We start from the raw sequence: 23,520 nt of genomic DNA, 5'->3' as shown, positions 1-23,520 counted from the left end.
TGTGCGGAATGACGAACAATGCAGATTGATCTCGGGGACCTGAACGCCTTCGTGGCCGTAGCGCGCGCCAAAGGTTTTCGGGATGCGGCACGCGCCAGCGGCGGCAGTGCGTCCGGCTTGAGCGAGGCGGTGCGGCGCCTGGAGACGCAGCTCGGTGTCAGGCTGCTCAACCGGACGACCCGCAGCGTTGTCCTGACGGAAGCCGGCGAAGGCCTGCTGGCGCGGCTCGGTCCTGCCTTGACCGAGGTGGAGTCGGCCCTCGACGTAGTGAACGGCTTTCGCGACAGGCCGGCAGGTACGTTGCGCCTCAATGTGCCGGTCAGCGCGGCGCGGCTGGTACTGCCCAGCATCGTTCCGCCTTTTCTCGCCGCCTATCCGGGCATCCGGTTGGAGGTGATCTCGGAGGAGAGCTTCGTCGATGTGCTGGCGGCGGGGTGCGACGCCGGCATCCGCTATGAGGAGCGGCTGGAGCAGGACATGATCGCTGTGCCGATCGGACCGCGTGTGCAGCGCTTCGCCACCGCCGCCAGCCCGGCCTACCTGGATCGTCATGGCCGGCCGCAACACCCGCGCGACCTGCTCGGCCACGCCTGCCTGCGCGGCCGCTTTGCCAGCCGTGCGATGCCGCCGTGGGAATTCGAGCGCGACGGCGAGGTGGTGCGGGTCGACCCGACGGGGCCGCTTCTCGTGACCCTGGGCGGGGCGACTGACCTCAAAGTCGATGCAGCCATCGCCGGCACCGGCATCATCAGCCTGTTCGAGGATTGGCTACGTCCTCACTTCGAGAGCGGAGCGCTCGAACCGCTGCTTGAACCCTGGTGGCAGAGCTTCTCCGGGCCGTTCCTTTACTATCCCGGCCGGCGCCTCGTGCCGGCGCCGTTGCGGGCGTTCATTGACTTCATCAAGGCGTCCGCCGGCCAGCCCTGACACCCGGGAGAGCCGCGCCCGAAAATAAGCGCGGCTCCCTTCCCTCAGGTGACCCGCCACTACGTTTCGCGGCAGGTCTTGCTTGATCTATTTGACTGGAATCATCAGGTGCGCGTAGGGCGTGTCGGGGAACATGACGTATGGTTGTGTGGGGTTCGGCTCGTGGGGATACAAGGCCATCATGTCTGGTGCGTTCATGACCATCACGTGCGGACCATCATGCAGCCATTCGGCCCCCTCCGGCGGCTTGGTTGCAAAGGGGTCGGTATTGCTGGCCGCATCGCCTCCTTTTAGCATGTAGGCGAAAGCAACTTTCCCTGCAGGCGGCTCCTTCTTGGACATGATCGCGTGCATCCACGCCATCCCGTTCTCATCCGTGCACATTGGGTCGTCGGCGGGAGTGCTCGGGTCGTCCGGGATGCAAGTGAAACCGTTGGTGCCCTTCCTCAACGTTTTCATCTCCCAATTCACGACGGCGGCGTTTTTGCCGACAGCCGCCGGTGCCGCTGTAATCGCATTCTCGATCAGCTGCTCGTCGCTTTTGTCGGCCGCAGGCGCGGCGAATGCCCAAGTGGCGGCGACAGCTGCCAGAAACACACTGCTGGAATGGATGCGCATTGCCTCCTCCTTCGCGAGCGTCGGGTTACCGGCGCGTCGCAACGTGCACAGCTCCCGCTCTGTGGAGTTGGCTGCTGGCCTGGGATCTGGAACGCGCCTGTAATTAAGATACTACTAATATTATGTTGGGTCACCTGAAGATGCGGTATTGCTATGTCGACAAAGAAAAGGGGCTGCGAAATACGCAGCCCATTTGACAAAATCGATAGAAAACAGGTCTCTGTTTAACGCTTCGAGAACTGGAAGGAGCGGCGGGCCTTCGCCTTGCCGTACTTCTTGCGCTCGACGACGCGGCTGTCGCGGGTCAGGAAGCCGCCCTTCTTGAGCACGGCGCGCAGCGCCGGCTCGTAATAGGTCAGCGCCTTGGAGATGCCGTGGCGCACGGCACCCGCCTGGCCGGAAAGGCCGCCGCCGATGACGGTGGCAACGATGTCGTACTGGCCGGCGCGATTGGCGGCGATAATCGGCTGGTTGAGGATCATCTGCAGCACCGGACGCGCGAAATATTCGGCGAACACCTTGTCGTTGACGACGATCTTGCCGGAGCCGGGCTTCACCCAGACGCGGGCGATGGCGTTCTTGCGCTTGCCGGTGGCGTAGGCGCGGCCCGACTTATCGAGTTTCTGGACGTGGACGGGTGCGGCCGGCTGGGTGTTGGTATTGCCGGTGGCAGCTCCGAGTTCTGCGAGCGAGGAAAGCTCAGCCATCTTACGAAACCTTCTTGTTCTTGGCGTTCAGCTTGGCCACGTCGAGGACGACGGGCTGCTGGGCGACATGCGGATGTTCCGTGCCTGCATAGACGCGGAGGTTCTTCATCTGGCGACGGCCGAGCGGGCCACGCGGGATCATGCGTTCGACGGCCTTCTCGACGACACGTTCGGGGAAACGACCCTCGAGCAGCTGGCGCGCGGTGCGCTCCTTGACGCCGCCGGGATGGCCGGTGTGCCAGTAATAGACCTTGTCGGTGAACTTCTTGCCGGTGAACACCACCTTGTCGGCATTGATGACGATGACGTTGTCGCCGTCGTCGACGTGCGGGGTGAAGGTGGGCTTGTGTTTGCCGCGAAGATGATTGGCGATGACAGTGGCGAGACGGCCGACGACGAGACCCTCGGCGTCGATCAGCACCCACTTCTTCACCACATCCGCAGGCTTCTGCGAAAAGGTTGCCATGGATTGTTGCTTTCGGTTCGGACCTTCAAAAGAAGGCGTTTCTTGTTGCTTGGATTGGCGAAAGGCGCTTGCCCGCCGCCAATAACAAAACGGCGGCCTTTGCGGGCCGCTGTTCCGTGAGGGCTTATAGGAGAGGACGGCGACTGCGTCAAGGCGCGTGAAATGTCGGCGAGCTATCAAAATCCAGCAAAAACAATGCCTTGGATGAAAGGTATTATTTTACCACACCGTCAATCCGCTTTGGCGGGATCGAATAGGTGCCCGTTGCGTGCGCTACCGTGTGTCCCTCCGGGCCGGCGACGATGTCGATATCGAACACCATCAGGCTCTTGCCGAGCTTGAGGATGCGGCAATGGCCGTCGATCGGCCCGGCCTCGGCCTTGCGGACGAAATTGATGTTGAGACTGGTGGTGACCGAAAGCGCATCCGGTCCGGCATGCGAGAGCACGCAGACATAGCCGCCTATGTCGGCCAGCGTGAACAGCGCCGAACCCGACACGGTGCCGCCGGGACGCAAATGGCGCTCGTCGGCGTTGAGCCGCACGACACAGCCGCCTGGAAACACCTCCAACGCCTCGTAGAAGGTGAACTGGTCGTTGAGCTGCGGGAAAATGGTCGCCATCAGCGCGTTGATTTCGGCAGCCGCCAGCACCGGCTTGAGATTGCTGTGGGCGGGCATTTCAGTCTCCCGGTTTGCGCCCTGCATGTATGAACGCGACGTGGCGTTTCTGGCAACACCCCATTCATTATGGCAGAAGCGGACGAGGGAGTTGGACGAAGCGAGGCGGCATACTAGATTAGTCCATCATCGATCCGGAATCGCAGAGGAATGATCATGGCCGAAATCGTCGCCATCAAGCCTGCCGTTGCCGAAGGGCCGGTCGTCTCCAGGCTGGACAACGGCGTGCTGCGCCTGACGCTCGCCAATCCGCCGGCCAATGCTCTTTCGCTTGCAGTGATGGCGGCGCTGACGGCGGAACTCGACCGCGCCAAGGCCGACAAATCCGTCCGCGTCATCGTCCTCGGGGCGGTCGGCAAGGTGTTCTGCGCCGGACACGACCTCAAGGAGTTGAGCGCGCACCGCGCCGATGCCGATCGCGGCAGGGGCTTCTTCGAAAAGACGTTTTCCGCCTGCGCTTCACTGATGCAGGCGATCGTTCGCCATCCTAAGCCGGTGATCGCCGAAGTCGACGGCCTGGCGACGGCGGCCGGATTGCAGTTGGTCGCCAGCTGCGATCTCGCCATCGCCTCGCACGAGGCGACCTTCTGCACGCCTGGCGTCAATATTGGACTGTTCTGCTCGACGCCGATGGTGGCGCTGTCGCGCAACGTCTCGCGCAAGCACGCCTTGGAGATGCTTTTGACCGGCGAGACGATCGATGCGGCAACCGCCAAGGAATTCGGCTTGGTCAACCGCGTCGTGCCGCGCGAATATCTGAATCAGATTGTCACCAAATACGCGCAAACCATTGCGTCCAAATCCTCTCTGGTCGTCAAGATCGGCAAGGAAGCCTTCTACGAACAGGCAGAAATGGGGCTGGCCGAGGCCTATGATTACACCGGGCGAGTCATGGTCGAGAACATGCTGGCGCGCGATGCGGAAGAGGGCATTGGCGCCTTCATCGGCAAGCGCAAGCCGGAATGGCCGGAGGAGTAGGAGGCGGATATGGAACCGCGCATCTCCATCATCACCATCGCCACCGACGATCTCGACCGTGCGACGCGCTTCTATGAGGCGATGGGCCTGACCCGCCATGCCGGGATCACCGACGGCGTTGCCTTCTTCCAGATGGGCGGCGCTATTCTTGGCTTGTTTCCGCGCCCAAGCGCCGAAGAGGATTCGGGCGTCAGCTTCTCGAAGGCGCCGTCGGCCGTCTACCTCGCCTACAACACCCGCTCTGACGCCGAGGTCGACGAAGTGCTTGCGGCGGCTGAGAAGGCTGGCGGCAAGATCGTCAAGCCGGCCGGGCGCGCCTTCTGGGGCGGCTGGTATGGCTATTTCGCCGATGCCGACGGGCATGTCTGGGAGGTTGCGTACAATCCGGCCTTTCCGATTGCGGAAGACGGAACGATCTCGCTGCCGGGCTGACGACGTTCTCCCTGGCCCATTGCAAGCCACTTGCTCGGCTGTTGGCACCTCACTCCGAAGCGCTGTATGACGAGGCATGAACCACGACGCCTACGACAACGCCTATATCGCCGGCATCCTCAATTCGGTGAAGACCATCGCCATGGTCGGCGCATCGGCCAATGACGTGCGGCCGAGCTATTTCGTGCTGAAATATCTGCTCGGCAAAGGGTTTTCGGTGTTCCCGATCAATCCCGGCCAGGCCGGCAAGGAAATCCTCGGGCGGATGACCTATGCCAGGCTGGCCGATGTTCCAGAGCCAATCGACATGGTCGACGTCTTTCGCGGCTCCGCTGCCGTGCCGGGCATCGTGGACGAGGTGTTGCGGCTCGATCCGCTGCCGAAAGTCATCTGGATGCAGCTTGGTGTGCGCAATGACGAGGCCGCCGCGCGCGCCGAGGCCGCCGGCATCAAGGTGGTGATGAACCGTTGCCCCAAGATCGAATATGGCAAGCTGTCCGGCGAGATCGGCTGGACCGGCGTCAATTCCGGCGTTTTGTCGTCGAAGAAGCCGCTGATGCGGCCGGGATTCCAGAGTTTCGGCGTTCGCCAGAAGTAGGTAGTGAATAGTGAATGGTGAATAGAAAGATTTTTCTGGAAGGCGGGCAAGGCGGCATATGAGCCGCTTGCAATCAGGGTGGGGCTGGCCGACTTTGCCATTCACCATTCACCATTCACCATTCACCATTCACCATTCACCATTGAGGGAGGTTTTTCGATGGCCCGCACGCCCGGTTTCAACACGCTCGCCGTCCATGCCGGCGCCAAGCCGGATCCGGCGACCGGCGCGCGAGCGACTCCAATCTACCAGACCACCTCCTTCGTCTTCGACGATGCCGACCATGCCGCCTCGCTGTTCGGGCTGAAGGCGTTCGGCAACATCTACACCCGCATCATGAACCCGACGCAGGCGGTGCTGGAAGAGCGCATCGCGGCACTCGAAGGCGGCACGGCAGGCCTTGCGGTCGCCTCCGGCCATGCCGCGCAGGTGCTGGTCTTCCACAATCTGATGCAGCCCGGCGACAATTTCGTTTCCGCGACAAAGCTTTACGGCGGCTCGATCAACCAGTTCGGCCACGCCTTCAAGAATTTCGGCTGGCAGGTGCGCTGGGCCGACACCAATGATATCTCGACCTTCGAGAGCCAGATCGACGACAGGACCAAGGCGATCTTCATCGAGAGCCTGGCTAACCCTGGCGGCGTCTTCGTCGATATCGAGAAGATTGGCGACATCGCCCGCAAGCACGGCCTGCCGCTGATCGTCGATAACACGCTGGCCTCGCCCTATCTGCTGCGGCCGATCGAGCATGGCGCCGACATCGTCGTGCATTCGCTGACCAAGTTCATCGGCGGTCACGGCAATTCGATCGGCGGCGCTATTGTCGACGGCGGCACGTTCGATTGGTCGAAGTCGGGCAAGTATCCGATGCTGTCGGAGCCGCGCCCCGAATATGGCGGCCTCGTCCTGCACGAAACCTTCGGCAATTTCGCTTTCGCCATTGCCGCCCGAGTGCTCGGGCTGCGCGATATCGGCGCGGCGATTTCGCCGTTCAATGCATTCCTGATCCTGACCGGTCTGGAAACCTTGCCGCTCAGGATGCAGCGCCACTGCGACAATGCGTCGGCGGTCGCCGGATGGCTCTCCAACCATCCCAAGGTCGCTTGGGTTTCCTATCCCGGCTTGCCCGGCGACAAGAACAACGCGTTGCAGAAGAAGTACTCGCCGCTTGGCGCCGGCGCGGTGTTCACCTTCGGGCTGAAGGGCGGCTATGCGGCGGGCATCAAGTTCGTCGAGGCGCTCGAACTGTTCTCGCATCTGGCCAATGTCGGCGACACCAAGTCGCTGGTCATCCACCCGGCATCGACCACGCATCGCCAGCTTTCCGACGAGCAGAAGATCAACGCCGGGGCAGGGCCTGACACGGTCAGGCTTTCGGTCGGCATCGAGGACGTCAACGACATCGTCGCCGATCTGGAACAGGCTCTCGCCAAGGTTTGATCGCCATGACCACGCCGAAATTTCTTTCCGTCGGCGTCGACACCGTCGAACCGGAACTTGGCGCACCAGCGCCGGATCGCCTGATTTCGGGCGATCCGAAATTCCGCACCTGGAATGTCGAGGAACAGGACGGCGGCCTCTATGCCGGCATCTGGGAAGCAACGCCGGGCAAATGGCGCATCGAATATGACGAATGGGAGTTCTGCCACATCCTGTCAGGGGTCTCGGCGATCGCCGAAGACGGCGGGAAGGCGCGCACCGTCAAAGCCGGCGATAGTTTCGTGCTGAGGCCGGGCTTTAAGGGCAGCTGGGAAGTGCTTGAAACGACGCGCAAGGAGTATGTGATCAAGCTTTGATCTCGCATCGCGCCGGACTTTACAAAAGGCGATCGATGTCCGTGTCGGAAAATCCGTATCGGCTCATAATGCCGCGGTGCCATGAAACTTTCCCAGCAAATCATGACTGCCTCCGCTTCCGCGCTCCGACTAAGGCTTCATTCAGGGTGAATGTGACCGTCACGTTCGATCCGTTTCCGGCCGCGGGCCGGTGTAGCGGAGAATCCAGAGCCCCTGGTTCTTGTCAGTTATGTAAATGAAGCCGCGCCGGTCCACGACCACGTCCTCGGTCTGAACAACCAGCTTGTCTTCCGGCATAGGGCCGTAGCGTCGGACTGGCTCCGGCGGGATGAAGTAGCCGACCTCGCGCGGAAGCCGAGTATTCGAGACGTCATAGACCCTGAGCCCGGCGTTGAAGTGCGCGATATAGAACAGATCGCCTTGTTTCTGGACATCGGGATGATGCTGGTGGTGGTTGATGTTGTGCGGTCCGCGCCAGCCGCCACGAGTTGTGAAATCCGAATAGGGAGCGCCTTCGGGTGGCACTGGTTCGGGCAACAGCGACAGCAGAAAGGGTTCACTGGAATCGGAAATATCGACGATCGAAGCGTGATGCATCGGACCAAGTCCATAGGTGACGTTCTCCGAATTGGCGAAGGCAATGCCGCGCTCTGGAATCGGCAGCACGCTATGCACACCGAAGCGCGAGTGAAACGGAGGGCTGAAGCTCAGGCCGCCGACCTGCCTCGGCTGGGAGACATCGCTAATATCGAGCACAACGATTCCCGCCGCACCATAAGGCAAATAGACAAGATCGCCAGTGACATAAGGCGGGCCGTGCAGCGAGACATCCTCGCCCGTGCTGGCGCAGAAGGCGCCGCACATGCATTGCGGCTTCAGTCGCAACCGGTAGCGATCGGCGGTCTCCTGGTCGGCGGCGGGCTTCGCAGCCGCAAAGCTCTCGCCGCCGGCCTCGTGCTGGCCCGGCACCCACCAGCGTCCGGCTTCGCGCGGATTCGAGCGATCCGAAATATCGAGGATGACGTAGATGTTGCCCCTGTAACCCGGCATGCCGGCGGCAAGGTGGACATAACGTCCACCGGGATAGAGGTTGCGATGCGTGCCGTTTCCGCCGGTGCGGTAGTGACTGAGTTGTTTCGGATTGATGGGGTCCGCGATATCCCAGATCAGAACGCCTTCGCCGAACGGTGCGTCGGGGTCACCGCCGAAATTAGCAAAGGGCTTTTCGAGGGCGGTCACCATCGTGTCGCCGGACAAATCTATTTGTAGAGTCCAAGTATTCGTGCCGAGATAGGGCACGAACTTGACCGTCTCGGGCTTGGCCGGGTCGGTCACGTCCACGATGCTCCAGCCGGAGTGCCAGAAGTGCCCAGTGTAGAGATACCAACGTTCGCCAACCTGCCTGATCGCCATTTTGAAGGCTGGGCGATGATCGAGATCGGTATAGCCCACTGCTTCGACATTGTGGGCGAAAGCGCCAGGGGGCGCTGGCGACGAAGCTGGAACGGGTTGGGCAAGGGCCTCGCAAACAAGACCGGATTGAGATGTCGCGGCGATCGTCGCGCCGATGAGCGGCACTTTCAGCATCTGGCGGCGTGAAATCTCGGAATTTTTCAAAGCGCGTCTCCCGGATTTTGCAGCTTTCCGGATTTTGCAGATTCCGATACTTTCCCTCCAATATCGTTTGAGCCATGGGTAATTCTATTTGGGAAATTAAAGGCTGAAGATGAACCACAAGCTGATGCAGTCCTTCATGGCCGTCGCCGAAGAGCTGCATTTCGGGCGCGCGGCAGCGCGCTTGCATATCTCACAGCCGCCCCTGACAAAGCAGATCCAGCAACTGGAACAGGCGATGGGTGTGCGCTTGCTGGAGCGCACCAAGCGCAAGGTCGAACTGACTGCGGCGGGGCGTGTGTTCCTTGATGAGGTTAGGGCCGTGCTTCAGCAGACAGAGCAGGCGGTGGAGCTTGCTCGCAAAGCCGATCGTGGCGAAACCGGCCATCTTGCTGTCGGATTCATCGACGCGGCTATCTACAGCGTGGTGCCGTCTGTCGTCCAACGCTTCACCAAGCGCTATCCCGAGGTCGAGTTGAGCCTGACCGACCTGCGCATTCCCAATCAAGTCAGGGCTGTGGCCGAACGCCAGCTCGATATCGGTTTTGTTCATCCTCCCGTCGTTCACAACGCATTGAAGGTCGAAAGCATACTGGTCGAACCCCTGATCGTGGCCTTGCCGGAAACGCATCGGCTGGCCTCGGAAGCAGAGGTCGCGCTAGCCGACTTGGCCTCCGAAGCGTTGATTCAGTTCCCGCGCAGCATCAATCCATCCCTCTATGACGAGATCGTCGGGTTGTGCCGTTCATCCGGGTTCAGCCCGAGGATCGTTCGAGAAGCAACGCCGAAGCAGACAATCATCGGACTTGTATCCGTCGGGCTGGGCGTCTCGCTGCTGCCCGCCTGTCTGCAAAATTTGCGCCGGAGCGGCGTCGTTTATCGCCCTATCCAGGGACGAACCTTGTCTATCGACACTTCAATCATCTACCGGCATGAACAACCCTCGCCGGTGCTGAAGGCCTTCCTCGACATCGTCCGCGAGACGACGCAAAAAGATTCAAATCCCGTCTCTCTTCAAGCTTCATGACCGAATTTCTGTAGGCATCCGGGATTTTTAGTGTGAGGTCCTGCTTCCGGTAGCTTCATCGTTCAATCAGCGATTATTTGGCACTCGCGGCCTTGAGATGTTACCTATTTGACCGGAATTCGCCGGAGCCGGCTTCGAAGCCTGTCGTCGGAAGCCGTCCTCAGATTCTGACGGCAAGCGTTTCCAGCCCGTGGAAATGATAGGTGTCGCGGAAGCGCGGCTGTTCGGCAAGATGCAGCTGCGGTAGCCGGTCGAACAAGGTTTTCAGCGACACCTGCAGTTCGAGCCGGGCGAGCGGCGCGCCGATGCAGAAATGGATGCCGGCGCCGAACGATACGTTCTTCTGGTCGGCACGGTCCGGCCTGAAGGCGAGGGGCTCGGCAAACGCAGTAGGGTCGCGATTGGCCATGCCGAGCAACAGCCCGATCGTCTCGCCCGGCTGGACGATGATCCCCGGCCCGGCCTCGACCTCCTGATAGGCGTAGCGCGTGAACATGTGCAGCGGCGCGTCGAAGCGCAGGCACTCTTCGACCGTCGCGGCTGTTGCTTCCGGTGAGGCGAAGAAGCGGCGCGCGTCGCCGCCTTGCGCAAGGATCGAGCGCACCGCATTGCCGGTCTGGTGGACAGTTGCTTCATGGCCGGCATTGAGCAAAAGGATGGCCGAGGATACCAGCTCGTCCTCCGACAGTTTCTGGCCGTCCTCCTGTGCCGCAATCAGCAGCGACAGAAGATCCTCGCCCGGCCTCTTTCGCCGCTCGGCGACGTAGCCGCGCAGAAAATCGGAAAAGTCGCGCGCGGCGCGATTGGCCGTGTCCTCCGTCTCGCGGGTGCGGCCATGCATGTACATGGCGACCATCCGATGCGACCAGTCGAGCAGCTGCGGCCCCATGTCGACCGGCACGCCGAGCATCTCCGCAATGATGGTGATCGGCAAGGGAGCTGCGAATGCCGGCAGCAGGTCGACTCCTCCTGGTTCGAGACGGTCGATCAGTTCGTTGGCCAGCGCCTCGACACGTGGCCTGAGCCGCTCGACCTGGCGCGAGACGAAGGCGCGGTTGACCAGCGTTCTGAGCCGTGTGTGGACAGGCGGCTCCAGCTCCAGCATCGAATTGGCCTCGACGTCGTCGAAGGCGCTGAGATGCGTGCGGTCCTGGCCGATGCCCCGGCTGTCCGGAATGCCGGCCGGGTTCTGGCGGCCGAAGCGGCGATCGCGCAACAGACGGTTGACGTCGTCGAAGCCGCCAAAGCACCAGAAACCAAATTCTTCCCAGACGAAGGCGTTCGATGCGCCGTGCAGGAAGGCATAGGCTTCGTAAGGGTCCTGGAAAAAAGCCGGTTCGTGCGGATCGAGCCGCAGGCGGCGGGAGGCTGGATCAAAGGCAAGGTAGGGCGGCTTCAATTCGGTCATGCCAGATCATTAGCGCGGCTTGCCTGTCTGGTGCCAGACCGTATGTTGGCCCTCCCGTGAGGCGAGCCGCCGAAGCGGCTGCGGAAGGACGGTTTCATGAATGTGATCGTGGTCGGTGCAGGCATTGCCGGGCTTTCGACGGCGTGGTCGCTGGCCAAGGCCGGTCACCTCGTCTCGATCGTCGAGCAGGGACCAATCCCCAATCCGCTCGCCGCCTCCGGCGACCATCATCGCATCATCCGCCGCGCCTACCGGGCCGGAACGGGCTATGGCCGGCTGATCACCGAAGCGTATGAAGCCTGGGATGAGATGTGGGCCGATCTCGGTGAAAGCCATCTCGATCCGCGCGGCTTCATCTGCATTTCGCGCCAGCCGGGCGATGAGGCCGAGGAATACCGCGAAGGCATGGAAGCCGGGAACTACCCGTTCGAATTGTTCGAGCCGGATGCCGCGGTCGAACGCTGGCCGTTCCTAGAACCTGGTTCATTCCGCTATGCGTATTTTTCGCCGGACGGCGGCGCGCTGCACTGCCGCAAGATCGCTGCCGGCCTCGCCAGGTGGCTGCGCGCGAACGGCGCCAATGTCTACGAAAACAGCAAGGTGGTCGAGATCGACGCCGAGGCCGGGCATGTCGTGCTGGCGGGCGGCGAAACGATGCAGGCCGACCGGATCGTCGTCGCTGCCGGCGCCTGGGTGCTAAAACTGTTCCCGGAGCTGGATGGCGAGCTGAAAACCTGGCGCACCGCGCTCGCCTATGTCGAACCGCCGACGGACCTGAAAGCGGTCTGGCAGGAAGCACCGGTCGTCCTCAACATCGGCGGCACTGTCGACGGCTACGCCATCCCGCCCTCGGGCGGGGCCGGCATGAAATTCGGCTCGGGCCTGCACAGGGTGCCGACCAGCGATGCCGACTGGAACCGTCAGCCGGTGCCGGGCGAAGGCGAGGCGATCCGCAACCTGTTTTCACCGCCGATTGCCCGTATTGACGAGTACAAGGTCACCGAAGTGGTCACCTGCGCCTACACCTTCACCGCCGACGAGAAATTTCTGGCCCACCGGAAAGGCAGATGCCTGGTCGTCTCGGCCTGCTCCGGCCACGGCTACAAGTTCGGCGCGGCGGTCGGCAGAAGGGTTGCGGCCTGCGTCGGCAATGGCGATGTCGGCGGCCTGAAGAAATGGCTCAGGGCCGAGGCGGCCTGAGCGCCTAGTATCGGCAATGCCTCGGAATATGTACGCGCCGCCAGCTGGATGAGCCCTCCCTGACCACCACGCGGCGGGCCACTGTCTGATAAGACGACGGAATTTCGATGATGCGCCGCTGCTCCGGCCGCACCAGCACCTCTTCGGCGACGCTCTCGTATTCGGCGGGCAGGACAACGCGCCGCCGGCGTTCCGGCTCAATCACGACGATCTCGGCCACGCGTTCATAGCGCGCCCTGTGCCTGACCTTGCACAGCACCTTGCGGCCATGAATGATGCGCCATTCCCAGGAATAGCCGCCGTCATCGACCCTCACGGACCGGTAGATGGTGCGGGTGATGGCGGGCACGATCTCGTAGCTGACGCGCGCCGGCGCGATCTGCACCACGCGCTCGCGCGTCCCATAGATCGGCGCTTCATACTGCACCTGCTGGCCGGCTGGGCTGACGAGCACCTCCTCGTAGACGGTGTCGTAGACGGCCGGCCGATTGACCTGCTCGTAGCATTCGACCGCGCGTCCGCCGGCAGCCGTTTCGGACGCCATGCCGAGAACGCTGATGCCGGTAAGGGCCAAGGAAGCAACTTTCTTGATCATAGCACTCCCCTGTTTGAACTGCGAAGCGAGTTCAACGTTGAATTGTAGGGTAAGCCGTGGCCGGAAAAAGCGGTTTCACCACTTTTCGTTAAGCGATGGGGTTAAGAAACTGCTAACAACGGCCAAGCATGAGCGCCCCTTCCCACGGCAGGAGAGGGGCTACAGGCACGGCGACAGGCGAAACTGGTTTGGAAACCTTGATTCGACTTAACCGGATGGCTAGTAGAGGCGGCCTTGCGCTAGGGTGAGCCGGCATCCTATTTACACAATAACGATCCAGAACCGATTCTGCCCGATTGCAAATCTCCGGCGCCGGAATCCCATCCTCAAAAAGGGATAGTCCATGAAGAACCCCGTCGAAACCTACATGAACCTCGTTCCGATGGTGGTCGAACAGACCAATCGCGGCGAGCGGGCCTACGACATTTTCTCGCGGCTCCTCAAGGAGCGCATCATTTTCATCACCGGCCCGGTCGAGGATGGCATGGCGACGCTTGTCTGCGCGCAGCTGCTGTTCCTCGAGGCGGAGAATCCGAAGAAGGAAATCAACCTCTATATCAACTCGCCCGGCGGCGTCGTCACCTCCGGCATGGCGATCTACGACACCATGCAGTTCATCAAGCCTGCGGTGTCGACGCTCTGCATCGGTCAGGCCGCCTCGATGGGCTCGCTGCTCTTGACGGCGGGCCACAAGGACATGCGCTTTGCCACGCCGAACGCCCGCATCATGGTCCACCAGCCTTCCGGCGGCTTCCAGGGCCAGGCTTCCGACATCGAGCGCCATGCCCAGGACATCATCAAGCTGAAGCGCCGCCTCAACGAGGTCTACGTCAAGCACACCGGCAAGAGTTATGATGAGATTGAAAAAACGCTCGACCGTGACCATTTCATGACTGCCGACGAGGCCAGGGATTTCGGCCTCATCGACAAGGTCATTTCGTCACGTGAGCCGGTCGAAGGTATTGCCTTATAGGTCCGCGGTGGCCCCGCGGTGGCAATGAGTGGCGGGATCACGCGCTTTTGGCGCAGCTTGCGGCATTTCGGCCACAATTGGCTGTTCCCTCGACGGGTGCAATTGCCTACGTTAAGGCTATGTTGATTTTCGACGGCTTAGCTTTGCGTGGGGTTGTTCGAATCATTGCCCCGTTTTCCGATTTGTGTTTCGTACGGAATGCGTTGCGGGAGCCGGGGCACTGGCGGCAGCGGATTCCCGCGATAGATTGAATATGCGCCCTTTCAACCAGACCATCGGCGGGCGGCCATGAAAGGACATGAAAATGAGCAAGGTCGGCAACAACAGCGGTGATTCCAAGAACACGCTTTATTGCTCGTTTTGCGGCAAAAGCCAGCACGAAGTGCGCAAGCTGATCGCCGGGCCGACGGTGTTCATCTGCGACGAATGCGTCGAACTGTGCATGGACATCATCCGCGAGGAGAACAAGACCTCGATGGTGAAGTCGCGCGAGGGCGTGCCGACCCCGCAGGAAATCCTCAAGGTTCTCGACGACTACGTCATCGGCCAGCCTTACGCCAAGCGCGTGCTGTCGGTGGCCGTCCACAACCACTACAAGCGCCTCGCCCATGCCGGCAAGAACAACGACGTCGAGCTGGCGAAGTCGAACATCCTGCTGATCGGCCCGACCGGCTGCGGCAAGACGTTGCTGGCGCAGACGCTGGCCCGCATCATCGACGTCCCCTTCACCATGGCCGACGCGACGACGCTGACCGAGGCCGGCTATGTCGGCGAGGACGTCGAAAACATCATCCTGAAGCTGTTGCAGTCGGCCGACTACAATGTCGAGCGCGCCCAGCGCGGCATCGTCTATATCGACGAGATCGACAAGATCTCGCGCAAGTCGGACAATCCCTCGATCACCCGCGACGTGTCGGGCGAGGGCGTGCAGCAGGCACTTTTGAAGATTATGGAAGGCACTGTCGCCTCCGTGCCGCCGCAGGGCGGCAGGAAGCATCCGCAGCAGGAATTCCTGCAGGTCGACACCGCCAACATCCTGTTCATCTGCGGCGGCGCTTTCGCCGGCCTGGACAAGATCATCTCGGATCGCGGCAGAAAGACCTCGATCGGATTCGGCGCCATCGTCGCTTCGCCCGAGGATCGCCGCACCGGCGATGTTTTCCGCCTGGTCGAGCCTGAGGATCTGTTGAAGTTCGGCCTCATTCCCGAGTTCGTCGGCCGTCTGCCTGTCCTGGCGACGCTGGAGGATCTCGACGAGCCGGCGCTGATCCAGATCCTGACCGAACCGAAGAACGCGCTGGTCAAGCAGTATCAGCGGCTGTTCGAGATGGAGAATGTCGACCTGACCTTCCATGAGAACGCGCTGTCGGCGATCGCCAAGCGCGCCATCGAGCGCAAGACCGGCGCACGCGGCCTGCGTTCGATCATGGAAGCGATCCTGCTCGACACCATGTTCGAGCTGCCGGCACTGGAAGGCGTGCGCGAAGTGGTTATTTCGGAAGAGGTGGTGTCAGGCAACGCCAGGCCGCTCTACATCTATTCCGAGCAGAAGGAAAAGAAGGGCAACGTCAGCGCCTGACGTGAGCCGGCAATGGATTTTTCTGAAACGGCGCCGCAGGGCGCCGTTTTGCTGTCGCACACCGCGTACGGCGCCGCGTAGTGGCTGCGGATTGGAGGGACGGACCGTGTTGACCCTTGATCTTTACCCCCTGTGCCTCCAACTAAAGGCGGAAGGCCGTGGTGCCGAATTCTGTGCTGTAAAACTCCCGTCACAAACGGTGGTAGGCGGAACGATCCCCGGTCGTTAATATGAGATTCGCGGTTGGCCGATTGGCGGCCGCGACATGAAAGGTTGGACAATGGCCAAATTATCCAAGGCTCCCAGCGACGGCGTCTTCGCAGTCCTCCCACTGCGCGACATCGTGGTGTTCCCGCACATGATCGTTCCGCTCTTCGTCGGGCGTGAAAAGTCGATCAAGGCGCTGGAAGAAGTGATGGGTCAGGAAAAGCAGATCCTGCTCGCGACCCAGATGAATGCCGCCGACGACGATCCGGAGCCCGATGCCATCTTTGACATCGGCACGCTCGCCAATGTGCTGCAATTGCTGAAACTGCCGGACGGCACCGTGAAGGTGCTGGTCGAAGGTGCCTCGCGCGCGAAAATCGTCGCGTTCACCGACCGTCCCGATTTCCATGAAGCCCGTGCTGCGGCGCTGGTCGAACCGGATGAGGAAGAGGTCGAGGTCGAGGCGCTGGCGCGTTCCGTGGTCACCGACTTCGAGAACTACGTCAAGCTGAACAAGAAGATCTCGCCCGAAGTGGTGGGTGCTGCCAGCCAGATCGACGACTATTCCAAGCTCGCCGACACGGTCGCTTCGCACCTTGCCATCAAGATCCCCGAGAAGCAGGAGATGCTCGCCACGCTGTCCGTGAAGGAACGGCTGGAAAAGGCGATGGGCTTCATGGAAGCCGAAATCTCGGTGCTCCAGGTGGAGAAGCGCATCCGCTCGCGCGTCAAGCGCCAGATGGAGAAGACGCAGCGCGAATACTACCTCAACGAGCAGATGAAGGCGATCCAGAAGGAGCTCGGCGAGGGCGAGGACGGCCGCGACGAGGCCGCCGAGATCGAGGCGCGGATCAAGAAGACCAAGCTCTCCAAGGAGGCCCGCGAAAAGGCGGAAGCCGAGCTGAAGAAGCTGCGGACGATGTCGCCGATGTCGGCTGAATCGACCGTCGTGCGCAACTATCTCGACTGGCTGCTGTCGATCCCGTGGGGCAGGAACTCCAAGGTCAAGCAGGACCTGGCCTTTGCCCAGAATGTGCTCGATACCGATCATTTCGGCCTCGACAAGGTCAAGGACCGCATCGTCGAATATCTCGCTGTGCAGAGCCGCCAGAAGAAGCTGAAGGGGCCGATCCTGTGCCTCGTCGGACCTCCCGGCGTGGGCAAGACCTCGCTCGGCAAGTCGATCGCCAAGGCGACCGGCCGTGAGTTCATCCGCATGGCGCTGGGCGGCGTGCGCGACGAGGCCGAGATCCGTGGTCACCGCCGCACCTACATCGGCTCGATGCCCGGCAAGGTCATCCAGTCGATGAAGAAGGCGAAGAAATCCAACCCGCTCTTCCTGCTCGACGAGATCGACAAGATGGGCCAGGATTTCCGCGGCGATCCGTCATCGGCTTTGCTCGAGGTGCTCGATCCCGAGCAGAACTCGACGTTCATGGACCATTACCTCGAGGTCGAATACGACCTGTCGAGCGTGATGTTCGTGACGACGGCGAACACGCTGAACATCCCTGCGCCCTTGATGGACCGCATGGAGATCATCCGCATCGCCGGCTACACCGAGGACGAGAAGATCGAGATCGCCAAGCGTCACCTGATGCCCAAGGTGATCCGCGACCACGCGTTGCAACCGAAGGAGTTCTCCGTCGGCGAGGACGCGATCCGCGGCATCATCCAGACCTACACCCGTGAAGCGGGCGTCAGAAGCCTGGAGCGCGAGCTGATGAAGCTCGGGCGCAAGGCGGTGACCGAGATCCTGAAGACGAAGAAGAAGACGATCAACATCACGGCGGACAATCTTGCCGATTACCTTGGTGTTCCGCGCTTCCGCTTCGGCCAGGTCGAGAGCGACGATCAGGTCGGCGTGGTCACCGGGCTCGCCTGGACGGAAGTCGGCGGCGAGCTGTTGACGGTGGAAGGTGTCATGATGCCCGGCAAGGGCCGCATGACCGTGACCGGCAATCTGCGCGACGTGATGAAGGAATCGATTTCGGCGGCGGCGTCCTATGTCCGCTCGCGGGCCATCGATTTCGGCGTCGAGCCGCCACTGTTCGACAAGCGCGATATCCACGTCCACGTGCCGGAGGGTGCAACCCCGAAGGACGGACCGTCGGCTGGCGTGGCGATGGCGACGGCGATCGTCTCGGTGCTGACCGGTATCCCGGTCAGGGCCGATGTGGCGATGACTGGCGAGATCACGCTGCGCGGCAGGGTGCTGCCGATCGGCGGCCTTAAGGAAAAGCTGCTTGCCGCACTCCGCGGCGGCATCAAGAAGGTGCTGATTCCGGAAGAGAACGCCAAGGATCTGGCGGAGATTCCGGAGAACGTGAAGAGCGGCATGGAGATCATTCCGGTCTCACGGGTTGGCGAAGTGTTGCGCCATGCGCTGGTGCGCATGCCGGAACCGATCCAGTGGGTCGAACCCGTCAATGCGCCGGCCGTGGTCGATGTCGGAGACGAGGCTGGTAAATCGCTGGCGCATTAGTGCTTGCTAAAGTTGCAATGCACAAAGAGAGAGCCGGGCCTTGAGCCCGGCTTTTTCATGTGAAGAACCGCGGATTTCCGGGCTTTTTTCGACTTTCCCGGCGCTTTTCGACTTGGTTGCCGGAGCGCTTCTTTCTAAAGTCCGTTTCCTGCCGGATGAGTCGAGTGTTCCGGTTTTCTCATGGAAGGGAATTTTTATGAACAAGAACGAACTGGTGTCCGCTGTCGCCGATGCCGCGAGTATTTCGAAGGGTGACGCGCAGTCGGCGGTTGATGCGGTGTTTTCCGTCATCACCGGCGAACTGAAAAAGGGCGGCGATGTCCGGCTTGTCGGCTTCGGAAATTTCACCGTGTCAAAACGCGCCGCGTCGACCGGCCGCAATCCGCAGACCGGTGCGGAAGTGAAGATCCCGGCGCGCACCGTGCCGAAGTTCTCGGCCGGCAAGGGCCTCAAGGACGCGGTCAACTAGGCGCCTCCTTAAGTCTTTCAGAGAAAAGAAAAGCCGGCATATCCGGTTTTTCTTTTCTGTTGGAAAAGGCGGCGCTATGCCGTCGGCGCGTCCGTGCGCATCAAGCCTTCTTTCTTGAGATCGGTCCACAGCGCCGATGGCAGCTTTGCGTCGAGCAGGGAGCGATTGCTTTCGACTTCGCCCGGCCGCTGGCCGCCGGGGATTACCGAGACGACGGAAGGATGCAGCAGCGGGAACTGCAGCGCCGCCTCGATCAGGCGCACGCCGTGGCGTCTGCAGACGGCCTCGATGCGGGTGACGCGGTCGATGATGTCCTGCGGCGCCTCCGAATAATTGTAGTAGGCGCCGGGCTTCGGCCCGGTTGCCAGGATGCCGGAATTGTAAGGCCCGCCGAGAACGATGCCGATGCCGCGTTGCTGGCATAGCGGCAGGAAAGACTGCAGCGCTTCCTGCTCCAGCAGCGTGTAACGCCCGGCAAGCAGGAACAGATCGAAATCGCCGCGCTCGGCCAGCGTCTGGGCAACCTGCCACTCGTTGATGCCGCCGCCGAATGCCTTGATCACGCCCTGGTCGCGCAATGCCAGCAATCCGTAGTAGCCGGAGCTCATGAATTCCTGGATGCGCTGGTCCGAGGCTTCCTTGCTGCCATGGGTGAAGATGTCGACATCGTGCACGAAGAGGATGTTGATGCGGTCGACGCCGAGCCGTTCCAGCGAGGCCTCGAAGGAGCGCATGACGCCGTCATAGCTGTAATCGTAGACCTCTCGGCGCGATGGGGTGTCGAAGAATTTGCCGATGCCGGTGCGCTGTTCCGGCGGGCAGGCGCGCATTATGCGCCCGACTTTGCTGGACAGCACGTAGTCGTCGCGCTTCTTCGAACGCAGGAACGGATTGAGCCGCGTTTCGGCTAGGCCTAGCCCATAAAGCGGCGCGGTGTCGAAGTAGCGGCAGCCGACCCGCCATGCCGCCTCCAGCGTAGCATTGGCATCCTCGTCGGGGACGGCGCGGTAAAGATTGCCGAGCGGTGCGGTGCCGAAGCCGAGCTCGGTGAAGGTGATGCCGCCATTGCCGATGCGGTCGAAATGCCGTGTCTTCATATGTCGTCGTTTCCTCATTCACGATTTGCCGTGACACTATCACGGCTGTAGCGCATCAAAAGCACTGCGTGTCGTTGGACACCGATTTTCGCGGTGATAGCATGAATGAAAACAAGCTGTTCGGGGCAAAGGTGACTAAGATATTCAAATGGTTCTCCGGCACCGGCAGGCTGGTGCAAATGTCATGACAGACGCCGGCGAAAACCTGTTTGGGATTGCGCTGAACGAGCTTGGCACCGTGCTGGAGCGTATCGACGCAAGCCGCATCGACGCCGCTTGCGCCATCTTGGCCGGTGCGAAAAAGATCGTCACCTATGGCTGCGGCCGCGAGGCGCTGCAGGTCAAGGGTTTTGCCATGCGGCTCTATCATCTCGGTCTGCCGGTGTCGGTCGTCGGCGACATGACCACGCCGCCGCTGGGCGAGGGCGATGTCTTCCTCGCCAGTTCCGGCCCCGGTGAGACGTCGACGGTGCTGACCTTGATGCAGGTCGCGCGCGAGGCCGGTGCCACAGTCCTGCTGCTCACCGCGCAAGCCGACAGCACTGCCGCAAAGCTGGCCGACTTCACATTGCTTATCCCGGCTCAGACCATGGCCGACGACCAGGGTCCCGAAAAGACATCCGTCCTGCCGATGGGCTCGGTTTTCGAAGGCGTGCTGTTCGTCCTCTTCGAAGTGATGGTGCTGAAGCTCAGGGACCTGACCGGCGTCTCGGCGGAAGCGATGCGCGCCCGCCACACCAATATGGAGTAGGTGTCATGCGCTACGAATTGATGCTGCCGCATCAGATACGCAAGGTGATCGCCGAAAACCGGCCGGTCGTGTTGCCGCTGGGTGTGCTTGAATATCACGGCGAGCACATGGCCGTCGGCATGGACACGCTGGCGGTGGTCAAGAGCCTGGAACTGTTCGAAAAAGAAGCCGAAATCGTCATTCTGCCGCCCTTCTATTACGGCGCGGCGAGCTATGCCGTTGCAGCACCGGAGGGCAGTGGTTCGCTGCAGGTCGGCGGCAATGTGCTGGCGCCATTCGCGGAAGAACTGTTCTATAGCCTGCTGCGCATCGGCTTCCGCAACATCCACGCCATCATTCACCACCAGACCGAAAATTTTGCCGCCGGCATGCCAACCGATCTCGCCTTCAAGGCCGCCGGCCGGCAGGCGATCTTCCGCTTCCTGGAGAAAGAACGTGGCGAAGGCTGGTGGGGCTCTGCGGCGATGGCTGACTATTATGCCGAACACGCCGAGGGCAGCAATTTCTTCAACTGGGTGCAGGTGCATCCGCTGATGCCGGCCTCACTGCACAGCCAGTACCCGTTCGACCATGCCGGCATCGGCGAGACGTCGCTGATGCTGGCGCTGTGCCCGGAGGCGGTGGATGCCGGCCGCTTCGCCGACAACACCGGCTGGTACACGGCAAGTGCGCCCGAAGCTTCGGCGGAATTGGGGCAAAAAGGGGTTGCCATGATCCTCGAGCATTTGCGAGCAACACTTTCGGGTTAGCGCGCTTTTCCCTTCTCCCGCAACAAGGGGAGAAGGGAGAGCCGGCGCAGTTATTTCACCGCGCCCGCTGTCATGCCCATGATCAGGTAACGCTCGAGCGCGATGCCGATGACGGCGAGCGGCGTGATGGCGGCGGTGGCAAGCGCTGCCATCGACCACCAGTTGATGCCTTGTGAGCCGGTCTGGCTGGCCACCATGACAGGAATGGTCTTTGCGTCGGTCGAGGTCAAAAGCGCTGCGAAGAAATACTCGTTCCAGCACAGCACCATCGCCAGGATGAAGGCGGCGACCATGCCCGGCAGCGCGATCGGCATGACGATGCGCAAGAAGGCGCCCCAGATCGACAGGCCGTCGACGAGTGCTGCCTCCTCCAGCTCCACCGGGATGGAGTTGAACTGGTCTCGCATGATCCAGATGACGATCGGCAGCACCATCAGCGTATAGAGCAGGATCAGCCCGACGCGTGTGTCGAGCAGGCCGACCTCCCGGTAAAGCACGAGGAAGGGCAAGGCCAAAACCACCGGCGGCAGGATCAGCTGAGACAGGAAGAAGAAGGAAATATCCTCGTTCCTGAACCAGGCAAACTTGTAACGATAGCGGGTCAGCCCGTAGGCGGCGAGGCTGCCGATGACGATGGCGAGGGTCGACGCACCGACCGAAGTGATGACCGAATTCATGAAACGCTTGATGAATTCGTCGCGGACCGTCGACGTCCGAAAGATCGAGTCCGGCGACAGGCCGAGCGAACGCCAGCCTTTCCAGTCGGGCCGGAAGTCGACGAACGGGATCAGATGGCCCTGGGTGACGTCGACCGCGGTCTTGAACGAAGTGGTTATCGTCCAATAGATCGGGAACAGGCAGATGAAAGCCCAGAAGATGAGCGCGCCATAGATGAAGACGCGGTTAGCGAGGAAGCTCGCCGGCGAGCGGATTTCGGAAGCGGCATAGTCGGTGGTCTGAACGCTCATCTTGCCGGCCCGATCAGTTGACGTTGCGCACGAAGCGGCTGGCGAACTTCAGCAGCCAGGTCACGAACACGATGATGATGATCAAATAGGCCATCGCCAGCATCGTGCCGTAGCCGACGTTCGAACGGTCGCGATATTCGCGGTAGATGAAACTGGACACCGAATCGGTCGCGCCGCCCGGCCCGCCGGAGGTGACGGTGATGATGATATCGGCGAGCTTCAGCTTGAAGATGATGCGCAGGATGACCGCTGTCACCGACACCGGCAGCATCAGCGGGAAGGTGACCTGCCAGAAAGTCTGCCAGGCAGTGGCGCCATCGACACGCGCTGCCTCGAGCACCTCGCGCGACATCGCCTGCAGGCCGGCGAGCAGCATGATCATCATGAACGGGATGAACGTCCACGCGTCGAGCACCATGATCGAGATGCGGGCGGTGATCGGGTTGGAGAAGAAGGCCGGGTTTTCCCAGCCGAGGTGGCGCGCCAGCGTCGCGGCGGGCCCGAAGCGGTATTCCATCAGCGACTTGCCGATCATCCACGACACCGCCACCGGCGACAGCATCAGCGGCATGAGAAACACGACGCGGAAGAATTTTCGTGCCCTAATCTGCGCGTTGAGCAGCAGCGCCAGGCCGAAGGCGATGACATATTCGACGAACACCGCCAGCACGTAGAGCACCATGTTGAACAGCGCGTTGCGATAATAGGCGTCGTTCAGCATCTGCCAGAAATTGTCGAGCCCGTTGAACTGCCGTCCGCTGAAGGAACTGAGGTTCCAGTCGGTCAGCGCGATGTAGAAGCCGAATAGCGTCGGGAAGATCACCATGGCAATGGTAAACAGCAGCGCCGGCAGCAGGAACAGCGCGCGCTGGCCGTCCTCGCCGCGCGTCAGCACCTGGCCGATGCCGAGCGCGACACCCCACAGCACGTAGGCATAGACCACCGGCCGCCAGGTGTCGAAGCCGATAGTGTCGACCTCGCTCTTGTAGAGGATTTGCAGCGCGATCACCGCCAGAAGGCCGAGCGTCGCAGCAGCCATCAGCGCCCAGCCAAGCCGTTTGCGGCTCCGCGGAATCAGGTCGGATGGCACGGCGCCTGCCGGCCATTCACTTGTCGACAAAGTCTGGTCAGCCAGGGTCCGGTCAGCCACGCGTCTTGCCTGTTCACAGGAGGCTCGATGACCGGCCGAGCCGATCG

At 61.6% G+C, this 23,520-nt stretch carries 24 protein-coding genes; 14 read left to right on the top strand and 10 right to left on the bottom strand.

The features are described from left to right. Window positions 1-18: 18 nt before the first annotated feature. On the top strand, window positions 19-927 hold the full coding sequence (locus tag NKH60_RS17250) for a LysR family transcriptional regulator (RefSeq protein ID WP_352614137.1): 909 nt from the start codon (window positions 19-21) through the stop codon (window positions 925-927). Window positions 928-1,014: 87 nt separating this feature from the next. Here the strand turns inward: NKH60_RS17250 and NKH60_RS17245 are convergent, their stop codons facing one another. The 4 genes from NKH60_RS17245 to NKH60_RS17230 form a co-directional block, all read right to left on the bottom strand. Next, a complete protein-coding gene (locus tag NKH60_RS17245) occupies window positions 1,015-1,545 on the bottom strand; it encodes a hypothetical protein (RefSeq protein WP_352542425.1) in 531 nt (176 codons plus the stop codon). 224 nt (window positions 1,546-1,769) lie between these two features. Continuing rightward, the gene (gene rpsI / locus NKH60_RS17240) at window positions 1,770-2,252 is read right to left on the bottom strand and encodes a 30S ribosomal protein S9 (RefSeq protein WP_023674644.1); all 483 of its coding nucleotides are present in this window, start codon (window positions 2,250-2,252) and stop codon (window positions 1,770-1,772) included. A gap of 1 nt (window position 2,253) precedes the next feature. Then, on the bottom strand, window positions 2,254-2,718 hold the full coding sequence (rplM, locus tag NKH60_RS17235) for a 50S ribosomal protein L13 (RefSeq protein WP_023674645.1): 465 nt from the start codon (window positions 2,716-2,718) through the stop codon (window positions 2,254-2,256). 214 nt (window positions 2,719-2,932) lie between these two features. Beyond that, window positions 2,933-3,397 carry a PaaI family thioesterase gene (locus NKH60_RS17230; protein WP_352542427.1) on the bottom strand — a complete coding sequence of 155 codons (465 nt, stop codon included), beginning with the start codon at window positions 3,395-3,397 and terminating at the stop codon, window positions 2,933-2,935. Between the two features lie 156 nt (window positions 3,398-3,553). On the opposite strand from NKH60_RS17230, the gene NKH60_RS17225 reads away from it, so the two are divergent. The 5 genes from NKH60_RS17225 (at window position 3,554) to NKH60_RS17205 (ending at window position 7,201) form a co-directional block, all read left to right on the top strand. Next, a complete protein-coding gene (locus tag NKH60_RS17225; RefSeq protein ID WP_352833301.1) occupies window positions 3,554-4,375 on the top strand; it encodes an enoyl-CoA hydratase in 822 nt (273 codons plus the stop codon). A 9-nt stretch (window positions 4,376-4,384) separates the two neighbouring features. Beyond that, window positions 4,385-4,807: a VOC family protein gene (locus NKH60_RS17220; RefSeq protein ID WP_352833298.1), complete on the top strand. Its 423-nt coding sequence runs from the start codon at window positions 4,385-4,387 to the stop codon at window positions 4,805-4,807. A gap of 76 nt (window positions 4,808-4,883) precedes the next feature. Continuing rightward, the gene (locus NKH60_RS17215; RefSeq protein ID WP_352682009.1) at window positions 4,884-5,405 is read left to right on the top strand and encodes a CoA-binding protein; all 522 of its coding nucleotides are present in this window, start codon (window positions 4,884-4,886) and stop codon (window positions 5,403-5,405) included. Between the two features lie 159 nt (window positions 5,406-5,564). Then, window positions 5,565-6,845, top strand: a complete 1,281-nt coding sequence (locus NKH60_RS17210) for an O-acetylhomoserine aminocarboxypropyltransferase (protein WP_352501542.1) — start codon at window positions 5,565-5,567, stop codon at window positions 6,843-6,845. Window positions 6,846-6,850: 5 nt separating this feature from the next. Next, a complete protein-coding gene (locus NKH60_RS17205) occupies window positions 6,851-7,201 on the top strand; it encodes a cupin domain-containing protein (protein WP_352501543.1) in 351 nt (116 codons plus the stop codon). Window positions 7,202-7,360: 159 nt separating this feature from the next. Here NKH60_RS17205 and NKH60_RS17200 read toward each other — a convergent pair whose 3' ends face one another. Further along, entirely contained in the window at window positions 7,361-8,818 is a 1,458-nt protein-coding gene (locus NKH60_RS17200; protein WP_352449344.1) for an LVIVD repeat-containing protein, read from the bottom strand. Window positions 8,819-8,927: 109 nt separating this feature from the next. Between NKH60_RS17200 and NKH60_RS17195 the strand changes: the two genes are divergently transcribed. Next, entirely contained in the window at window positions 8,928-9,842 is a 915-nt protein-coding gene (locus tag NKH60_RS17195; RefSeq protein ID WP_352682001.1) for a LysR family transcriptional regulator, read from the top strand. A gap of 160 nt (window positions 9,843-10,002) precedes the next feature. Here the strand turns inward: NKH60_RS17195 and NKH60_RS17190 are convergent, their stop codons facing one another. Next, a complete protein-coding gene (locus NKH60_RS17190; protein WP_352833292.1) occupies window positions 10,003-11,250 on the bottom strand; it encodes a cytochrome P450 in 1,248 nt (415 codons plus the stop codon). 96 nt (window positions 11,251-11,346) lie between these two features. Here NKH60_RS17190 and NKH60_RS17185 point away from each other — a divergent pair, with 96 nt between their 5' ends. Beyond that, complete coding sequence (locus tag NKH60_RS17185; RefSeq protein ID WP_352449347.1) at window positions 11,347-12,450, top strand: NAD(P)/FAD-dependent oxidoreductase; 1,104 nt, start codon at window positions 11,347-11,349, stop codon at window positions 12,448-12,450. Window positions 12,451-12,454: 4 nt separating this feature from the next. On the opposite strand, the gene NKH60_RS17180 is transcribed toward NKH60_RS17185, so the two are convergent. Next, window positions 12,455-13,045, bottom strand: a complete 591-nt coding sequence (locus NKH60_RS17180) for a hypothetical protein (protein WP_352833289.1) — start codon at window positions 13,043-13,045, stop codon at window positions 12,455-12,457. 343 nt (window positions 13,046-13,388) lie between these two features. Between NKH60_RS17180 and NKH60_RS17175 the strand changes: the two genes are divergently transcribed. From NKH60_RS17175 to NKH60_RS17160, 4 genes are all read left to right on the top strand, one after another. Then, window positions 13,389-14,018 (top strand): ATP-dependent Clp protease proteolytic subunit, encoded by a 630-nt coding sequence (locus tag NKH60_RS17175; protein ID WP_023674655.1) that lies wholly within the window; start codon window positions 13,389-13,391, stop codon window positions 14,016-14,018. A 304-nt stretch (window positions 14,019-14,322) separates the two neighbouring features. Next, the gene (gene clpX, locus NKH60_RS17170) at window positions 14,323-15,597 is read left to right on the top strand and encodes an ATP-dependent Clp protease ATP-binding subunit ClpX (RefSeq protein WP_006332719.1); all 1,275 of its coding nucleotides are present in this window, start codon (window positions 14,323-14,325) and stop codon (window positions 15,595-15,597) included. Window positions 15,598-15,877: 280 nt separating this feature from the next. Further along, complete coding sequence (gene lon, locus NKH60_RS17165; protein ID WP_352491903.1) at window positions 15,878-18,289, top strand: endopeptidase La; 2,412 nt, start codon at window positions 15,878-15,880, stop codon at window positions 18,287-18,289. A gap of 196 nt (window positions 18,290-18,485) precedes the next feature. Further along, window positions 18,486-18,758, top strand: coding sequence for an HU family DNA-binding protein (locus tag NKH60_RS17160; RefSeq protein WP_006201846.1), 273 nt, complete (start codon window positions 18,486-18,488; stop codon window positions 18,756-18,758). Between the two features lie 74 nt (window positions 18,759-18,832). Here NKH60_RS17160 and NKH60_RS17155 read toward each other — a convergent pair whose 3' ends face one another. Then, entirely contained in the window at window positions 18,833-19,855 is a 1,023-nt protein-coding gene (locus tag NKH60_RS17155; protein ID WP_352833286.1) for an aldo/keto reductase, read from the bottom strand. A 184-nt stretch (window positions 19,856-20,039) separates the two neighbouring features. Between NKH60_RS17155 and hxlB the strand changes: the two genes are divergently transcribed. Beyond that, window positions 20,040-20,606: a 6-phospho-3-hexuloisomerase gene (gene hxlB, locus NKH60_RS17150; protein WP_352833283.1), complete on the top strand. Its 567-nt coding sequence runs from the start codon at window positions 20,040-20,042 to the stop codon at window positions 20,604-20,606. Window positions 20,607-20,611: 5 nt separating this feature from the next. Beyond that, window positions 20,612-21,355: a creatininase family protein gene (locus tag NKH60_RS17145; protein WP_352833280.1), complete on the top strand. Its 744-nt coding sequence runs from the start codon at window positions 20,612-20,614 to the stop codon at window positions 21,353-21,355. Between the two features lie 50 nt (window positions 21,356-21,405). On the opposite strand, the gene NKH60_RS17140 is transcribed toward NKH60_RS17145, so the two are convergent. Next, window positions 21,406-22,323 carry a carbohydrate ABC transporter permease gene (locus NKH60_RS17140; protein ID WP_352833277.1) on the bottom strand — a complete coding sequence of 306 codons (918 nt, stop codon included), beginning with the start codon at window positions 22,321-22,323 and terminating at the stop codon, window positions 21,406-21,408. 13 nt (window positions 22,324-22,336) lie between these two features. After that, window positions 22,337-23,458 (bottom strand): carbohydrate ABC transporter permease, encoded by a 1,122-nt coding sequence (locus tag NKH60_RS17135; RefSeq protein WP_352456633.1) that lies wholly within the window; start codon window positions 23,456-23,458, stop codon window positions 22,337-22,339. Window positions 23,459-23,520 lie beyond the last annotated feature (62 nt).

The organism is Mesorhizobium sp. M1006, assembly GCF_040318825.1.
Classification (GTDB): domain Bacteria; phylum Pseudomonadota; class Alphaproteobacteria; order Rhizobiales; family Rhizobiaceae; genus Mesorhizobium.
Note: the sequence above shows the minus strand (reverse complement) of the source record. Positions and strands in the feature narration are given on the sequence as shown.